The sequence below is a fragment of the Citrobacter sp. Colony219 genome (assembly GCF_019382635.1).
GTDB classification, from domain to species: domain Bacteria; phylum Pseudomonadota; class Gammaproteobacteria; order Enterobacterales; family Enterobacteriaceae; genus Citrobacter; species Citrobacter youngae.
Genome location: NZ_CP080033.1, coordinates 2014179 through 2020571, shown reverse-complemented (window position 1 = coordinate 2020571; position 6393 = coordinate 2014179). Strand labels below are relative to the sequence as shown.

The following is a 6393-nucleotide window of genomic DNA, read 5'->3' as shown; positions in this document are numbered from 1 at the left end:
GCCGTTAATAGACATCAAACAGACAGCCAACAGCGTAAACGTCAATATCTTCGATTTATGTTGAGTCATTCCCTTTACCTTATTGCTCTGTTTTATGTAAACACCGCTGTCACTGTCAGAGAGATTCGGGAATAACGCAATATTTTTCAGTTACCTGGGAGAGGTGGATCTGACATTTTTGCACTTATAGTGCTAACATCTGATTCGGGAGCTTTTGTTGAAATAATATGCTTAAGCCTGGCGGGTTAAAATGCGTAAAGATGGGTAAAACCGCTGTGTCATTCCCCTTGATTTCATTATCCTCCATCATTAATTACATCTGTCATAAGAGAGTGACTCATGGATCGTATTATTAGTTCTTCGCGCGATCGTACATCGCTACTCAGCACACATAAGGTGCTGCGTAATACCTATTTCCTGCTCAGCCTGACGCTGGCGTTTTCAGCGATCACCGCAACTGCCAGTACAGTACTGATGCTGCCATCTCCGGGTCTGATTCTGACGCTGGTTGGTATGTATGGTCTGATGTTCCTGACCTACAAAACGGCAGATAAACCAGTAGGTATTCTGTCTGCTTTCGCTTTCACCGGTTTCCTGGGTTACATCCTGGGACCGATTCTGAACACTTACCTGTCGGCAGGTATGGGTGACGTGATCGGTATGGCACTGGGTGGTACGGCGCTGGTCTTCTTCAGCTGCTCTGCGTATGTTCTGACCACGCGTAAAGACATGTCCTTCCTCGGCGGTATGCTGATGGCAGGTATCGTGGTGGTGCTGATTGGTATGGTTGCGAATATCTTCCTGCAACTGCCAGCGCTGCATCTGGCGATTAGCGCGGTGTTTATCCTGATTTCTTCAGGTGCCATCCTGTTTGAAACCAGCAACATCATCCGTGGTGGTGAAACCAACTACATCCGTGCAACCGTCAGCCTGTATGTATCACTGTACAACATCTTCGTCAGCCTGCTGAGCATTCTGGGCTTCGCCAGCCGCGATTAAAATGACCACGTACATTATCCAGCCCCGCTTATGCGGGGCTTTCTTTTTTGGTAAACTGCCGCCAGTTTGACTAACGCAGTGAAGAATTATGTTGATCTTTGAAGGTAAAGAAATCAGTACTGATAGCGAAGGCTATTTAAAAGACACAACCGAATGGAGCGAACCGCTGGCAGTTGCCATTGCTGAAAACGAAGGAATTACGCTGTCAGTTGAACACTGGGAAGTAGTGCGCTTTGTGCGCGAGTTTTATCTGGAGTTTAATACCTCCCCCGCTATTCGTATGCTGGTCAAAGCGATGGCCAATAAGTTTGGCGAAGAGAAAGGCAACAGCCGTTATCTCTACCGCCTGTTCCCGAAAGGTCCGGCCAAGCAGGCAACCAAAATTGCCGGTCTGCCAAAACCGGTCAAATGTATTTAATAGCGGATACTAAATCCCGTTAACTCTTCGCCAGGCCGATGCGGTTCGCTGAGGACTCTGTCTACCCTGGCGCTACGCGGGCCCCCGGCTTTTAACCACTTCATCAGTTGTTCCACCCGGTCGCTTTCACCGCAGGCGACAACCTCTACGCTGCCGTCATCCATATTCTTCGAGTAGCCAGTCAATCCGAGCCGTTGCGCTTCATGCTGAGTGGTATAGCGAAATCCCACCCCCTGTACCCGGCCATAGACCCAGGCAATTATGCAGACTTTCGACATTATGGTTCTCCTTATCATCGCGGTGCGCGTTGCAAATACACGTAAAACTCAGGACAATGGCGCCCATTTCTTTGAATTGACAGAATAGTAAATTATGAGTGTACGTTTAGTGTTAGCCAAAGGGCGCGAAAAATCATTACTTCGTCGCCATCCGTGGGTATTTTCCGGTGCCGTCGCACGTATGGAAGGTAAAGCCAACCTCGGTGAAACCATCGATATTGTTGACCATCAGGGTAAATGGTTAGCACGCGGCGCGTACTCACCCGCGTCGCAGATCCGTGCACGCGTCTGGACATTCGACAAGTCTGAATCCATCGATATTGATTTCTTTACCCGCCGTCTGCAACAGGCACAGAAATGGCGAGACTGGCTGGCGAACAAAGATGGTTTGGATAGCTACCGTCTGATCGCCGGCGAATCCGATGGTCTGCCGGGCGTCACCATTGACCGCTTCGGCAACTTCCTGGTATTGCAGTTGCTCAGCGCCGGTGCTGAATATCAACGCGCCGCATTGATTAGCGCCCTGCAGGTTGTCTTCCCGGAGTGCGCAATTTATGACCGCAGCGATGTTGCCGTGCGTAAAAAAGAAGGCATGGAACTGACTCAGGGTCCCGTCACGGGTGAACTGCCGCCAGCTCTACTGCCGATTGAAGAGCACGGGATGAAACTGCTGGTTGATATTCAGCACGGACATAAAACCGGTTATTACCTCGATCAGCGTGACAGCCGCCTGGCCACGCGTCGTTATGTGGAAAACAAACGTGTCCTGAACTGTTTCTCTTATACCGGCGGCTTTGCTGTCTCAGCATTAATGGGCGGATGCCGTCAGGTGGTCAGCGTCGACACCTCCCAGGAAGCGCTCGATATTGCCCGCCAGAACGTAGAGCTGAACAAGCTGGATCTGAGCAAAGCTGAGTTTGTGCGTGATGACGTGTTCAAGTTGCTGCGCGCCTATCGCGATCGTGGTGAGAAATTTGATGTTATCGTGATGGACCCGCCGAAGTTTGTCGAAAACAAGAGCCAGTTGATGGGCGCCTGCCGTGGCTATAAAGACATCAATATGCTGGCAATTCAGTTGCTGAATCCGGGTGGCGTACTGCTGACATTCTCCTGCTCCGGATTGATGACCACCGATTTATTTCAGAAAATCATCGCCGATGCCGCAATAGATGCCGGGCGTGATGTACAATTTATAGAGCAGTTCCGTCAGGCCGCCGATCATCCTGTGATCGCTACCTACCCGGAAGGGCTGTATCTGAAAGGGTTTGCCTGTCGCATCATGTAACTTGAAAAGTGGAATATTACCCTTACATAGAGGGTATCTATTTCCCGGGAGGTGACTATGATTGCCAGCAAATTCGGTATCGGCCAGCAGGTCCGCCATTCCCTGTTAGGTTACCTCGGAGTGGTCGTGGATATCGACCCGGAATATTCGCTTGATGACCCGTCACCTGATGAGTTGGCGGTTAACGACGAACTTCGCGCCGCTCCCTGGTATCACGTGGTGATGGAAGACGATAATGGCCTGCCAGTACATACGTATCTGGCTGAAGCACAGTTGAGTAGCGAGCTACAGGAAGAACATCCAGAGCAACCATCGATGGATGAACTGGCACGGACAATCCGTAAACAGCTCCAGGCTCCACGCCTGCGCAACTGACAACATTTATCCGGCCTACGACAAACACCGTTGTAGGCCGGATATACAATGCGCCATCCGGCAACAGTACAACCTTACTTCGCCAGTCCCAGTCTGGGGATTTCAATCGCCGGGCAACGATCCATCACTACCGCCATGCCCGCATCGCGCGCCAGCACGGCAGCCTGCTCATTAATCACGCCAAGCTGCATCCACAAAGTCTTCGCACCAATAGCAATAGCCTCCTGTGCGACTCCCCATGCTGCTTCTGAGTTTCTAAAGACATCCACCATATCCACTTTCTCTGGTACGTCTGCCAGTGTCGCATAGCCCTGCTGCCCCAGCAGCGTTTTTCCGGCAACTTTAGGAGACACGGGGATAACGTGATAACCCTGATCGAGTAAATACTTCATCACCCGATAGCTCGGGCGATCGGGTTTATCGCTTGCTCCTACCAGCGCAATCGTACGGGTAGATGTCAAAATGCCAGCAATATCGGTCTCTTTCATCGTCTTCCTCCAGGCTGTTTTGCAAAGTGTACGACAAAGCTGACGTCGCAACCATTCATCCCATACTGGCGCATGAGAGCTAAACTGGAAAATATGTCTATATGTTAGTAAACATGATTGTCGAAAAATTTAGATACATCTTATACAGAAATTTTCTGGACAGGAGAACCTTATGAAAACCGGCATTGTGACAGCCCTGATTGCTCTGTTTTTGCCGGTAACCGTTTGTGCGACCTCTTTGCGCCTGTCTAATGATATTGACCTGCTGGTGCTGGACGGAAAAAAGGTGTCCAGCTCTTTACTGCGCGGTGCCGACAGTATTGAGCTGGAGAATGGTCGGCATCAGCTTGTCTTTCGCGTTGAGAAAACGATTCGTCTCTCCAGCCATGAAGAACGTCTGTATATTTCTCCTCCGCTGGTCATCAGTTTTGATACTCAGTTGGTTAGTCAGGTCAATTTTCATCTCCCCCGTCTGAACAACGAACGTGACGCAACGCATTTCGATGAAGCTCCCCGTGTGGAACTATTAGATGGCGATTCCATGCCCATTCCGGTCAAGCTGGATATTTTGTCGATTACCTCATCGGCAAAAATCGTGGATTATGAACTCGAGACTGAACGCTATAACAAATCGTCTAAGCATGCTTCACTCCCACAATTTGCCACTATGATGGCAGATGACAGCGCATTGCTCTCAGGGGTCTCTGAACTGGATCGGGTGCCGCCGCAGTCACAAACACTCACCGAACAGCGTTTGAAATATTGGTTTGGCCAGGCCGATGCGCAAACACGAAGTAATTTTCTGCAATGGGCAGAGAAACAGCCACCCTCATGACGTTTATGTTCACCTACGCATTTTTTTTGTCTTTCTCTTGCAGCGTCAAACGCTTCCAGTACTCTGTAATAAGGTTAACTTGGGAGCTGTACTATGGAACTGACGACTCGCACTTTACCGGCGCGTAAGCATATTGCGCTGGTTGCACATGATCACTGTAAACAGATGCTGATGAGCTGGGTGGAACGCCACCAGCCATTGTTAGAAAAGCATGTCCTCTATGCGACAGGCACGACAGGAAATCTCATTCAACGCGCGACCGGCATGGATGTCAACGCCATGCTTAGCGGTCCAATGGGCGGCGATCAGCAGGTCGGCGCACTGATCTCTGAAGGGAAAATTGATGTGCTGATCTTCTTCTGGGATCCACTCAACGCCGTGCCTCATGATCCGGATGTTAAAGCCCTTCTGCGCCTGGCCACAGTTTGGAATATTCCGGTTGCCACCAACGTATCTACCGCCGATTTTATTATCCAGTCGCCAAACTTCAACGATGCAACGGACATCCTGATCCCGGATTACGCCCGTTATCTGGCAGAGCGCCTCAAATAATCGCCAGACAGGCGGCCGCCGTCGCCGCCTGTTCTTCAGGGTTTTCTCACTACCGGGACATCCAGTTGTTTTAGTTCATCAACAAAACAGGATGGCGCGTCTTTATTAAACAGCAACCACACCCGATGCCGGGCACGGGTAAGTGCCACGTAGAGCAACCTTCTCTCTTCTGCATCCGGAAAATCCTCGACCATTGGCAGTAATGCTTCTTCCATAATCGACTCACGGGCCGGGGCCGGAAAACCATCGTTGCCATCATGAAGCCCAACGACAATGACATAATCCGCCTGCTGTCCTTTACTGGCATGAATAGTCATAAAGTCCAGCTGTAGTTTGGGCCAGCGGGTCGCTGCTTTCTCAAGACTGGCAGGTTTGAGGTGGTGATATCGCGCCAGCACCAGTATGCGTTCTTCTGCTTTCGCAAAGCCGGATAGCTTATCCAACAGCGCATCCAGCTGACTTTCATCGAGCAGAGTGACGGCTTTCCTGTCGCCTGCTGTCAGGCTATTGAGCGGTTTTTTAAGCTGATGCGGGTTTTGCTGGATAAACCGATTGGCTATTTCGCCAATACGACTATTAAAACGGTATGTCGTATCCAGATCGCAGCGATCGCCCTCACCAAAGTGTTGCCGGAAGGCGGTAGTTAACGAAAGTTGTGCACCACTGAAACGGTAAATGGCCTGCCAGTCATCCCCTACGGCAAATAGCATGGTCTGTGAGTTTTGCTTGCGCAATGCGGCTAACAGGGCGGCGCGCTGTGGGGAGATATCCTGAAATTCATCAACCAGGATATGCTTCCAGGGGCTGATAAAGCGTCCCTTCTCCAGAATGACAATCGCCTGATGGATCAATCCAGAAAAATCGACGGCATTCTCTTCTTTCAGAGCACTCTTCCAGGCCTTGAGTAACGGCGCCATCAGCTTTATACGTTTGCTGAACAGGTCGCGGATCGCCTCAGGCGTATTGGCGATCATCTCCGCCTGTGCTCCACCATGCATACGCATCAGGCTAACCCAGCGATCCAGACGTGAGGCCAGACGACGTTGTAATTTTTCATCGTCCCAAAAATTGCCTTCTGGCACGGACCACTGCATCTCTTCTTCCAGCCACTGTCGCCAGCCTTTAGCCTGGGCTTTTTTCTCGCTGCACTGCTGACGCCAGGT

Annotated in this window: 9 protein-coding genes; 6 read left to right on the top strand and 3 right to left on the bottom strand. The window is 50.6% G+C overall.

The annotated features are described in order from the left end of the window. Positions 1 to 339 precede the first annotated feature (339 nt). Together yccA and tusE are read left to right on the top strand one after the other, a co-directional pair. Positions 340 to 999, top strand: a complete 660-nt coding sequence (yccA, locus tag JTI85_RS08805) for an FtsH protease modulator YccA (RefSeq protein WP_003035917.1) — start codon at positions 340 to 342, stop codon at positions 997 to 999. An 88-nt stretch (positions 1000 to 1087) separates the two neighbouring features. Then, positions 1088 to 1417 (top strand): sulfurtransferase TusE, encoded by a 330-nt coding sequence (gene tusE, locus JTI85_RS08800; protein WP_048212102.1) that lies wholly within the window; start codon positions 1088 to 1090, stop codon positions 1415 to 1417. Here tusE and yccX read toward each other — a convergent pair. Then, positions 1414 to 1695, bottom strand: coding sequence for an acylphosphatase (yccX, locus tag JTI85_RS08795; protein ID WP_101742817.1), 282 nt, complete (start codon positions 1693 to 1695; stop codon positions 1414 to 1416). The genes tusE and yccX overlap by 4 nt on opposite strands. Before the next feature lie 94 nt (positions 1696 to 1789). Here yccX and rlmI point away from each other — a divergent pair, with 94 nt between their 5' ends. Beyond that, positions 1790 to 2980, top strand: a complete 1191-nt coding sequence (gene rlmI / locus JTI85_RS08790) for a 23S rRNA (cytosine(1962)-C(5))-methyltransferase RlmI (RefSeq protein WP_115602288.1) — start codon at positions 1790 to 1792, stop codon at positions 2978 to 2980. Positions 2981 to 3037: 57 nt separating this feature from the next. Next, entirely contained in the window at positions 3038 to 3355 is a 318-nt protein-coding gene (gene hspQ / locus JTI85_RS08785; protein WP_005123508.1) for a heat shock protein HspQ, read from the top strand. Positions 3356 to 3429: 74 nt separating this feature from the next. On the opposite strand, the gene JTI85_RS08780 is transcribed toward hspQ, so the two are convergent. Next, the gene (locus tag JTI85_RS08780; protein WP_199982158.1) at positions 3430 to 3843 is read right to left on the bottom strand and encodes a CoA-binding protein; all 414 of its coding nucleotides are present in this window, start codon (positions 3841 to 3843) and stop codon (positions 3430 to 3432) included. 172 nt (positions 3844 to 4015) lie between these two features. On the opposite strand from JTI85_RS08780, the gene JTI85_RS08775 reads away from it, so the two are divergent. Together JTI85_RS08775 and mgsA are read left to right on the top strand one after the other, a co-directional pair. Beyond that, a complete protein-coding gene (locus tag JTI85_RS08775; RefSeq protein ID WP_048212105.1) occupies positions 4016 to 4678 on the top strand; it encodes a DUF2057 family protein in 663 nt (220 codons plus the stop codon). Between the two features lie 93 nt (positions 4679 to 4771). Next, positions 4772 to 5230, top strand: a complete 459-nt coding sequence (mgsA, locus tag JTI85_RS08770) for a methylglyoxal synthase (protein ID WP_048212106.1) — start codon at positions 4772 to 4774, stop codon at positions 5228 to 5230. A 35-nt stretch (positions 5231 to 5265) separates the two neighbouring features. On the opposite strand, the gene helD is transcribed toward mgsA, so the two are convergent. Continuing rightward, the coding region (helD, locus tag JTI85_RS08765) for a DNA helicase IV (RefSeq protein WP_219352440.1) at positions 5266 to 6393 on the bottom strand (1128 nt) is incomplete at its 5' end.

Bases quoted from the DNA above. Each gene is read 5' to 3' on its own strand.
- yccA (WP_003035917.1), top strand. From the start codon at position 340: ATGGATCGTATTATTAGTTCTTCGCGCGATCGTACATCGCTACTCAGC.
- tusE (WP_048212102.1), top strand. From the start codon at position 1,088: ATGTTGATCTTTGAAGGTAAAGAAATCAGTACTGATAGCGAAGGCTAT.
- yccX (WP_101742817.1), bottom strand. From the start codon at position 1,695: ATGTCGAAAGTCTGCATAATTGCCTGGGTCTATGGCCGGGTACAGGGG.
- rlmI (WP_115602288.1), top strand. From the start codon at position 1,790: ATGAGTGTACGTTTAGTGTTAGCCAAAGGGCGCGAAAAATCATTACTT.
- hspQ (WP_005123508.1), top strand. From the start codon at position 3,038: ATGATTGCCAGCAAATTCGGTATCGGCCAGCAGGTCCGCCATTCCCTG.
- JTI85_RS08780 (WP_199982158.1), bottom strand. From the start codon at position 3,843: ATGAAAGAGACCGATATTGCTGGCATTTTGACATCTACCCGTACGATT.
- JTI85_RS08775 (WP_048212105.1), top strand. From the start codon at position 4,016: ATGAAAACCGGCATTGTGACAGCCCTGATTGCTCTGTTTTTGCCGGTA.
- mgsA (WP_048212106.1), top strand. From the start codon at position 4,772: ATGGAACTGACGACTCGCACTTTACCGGCGCGTAAGCATATTGCGCTG.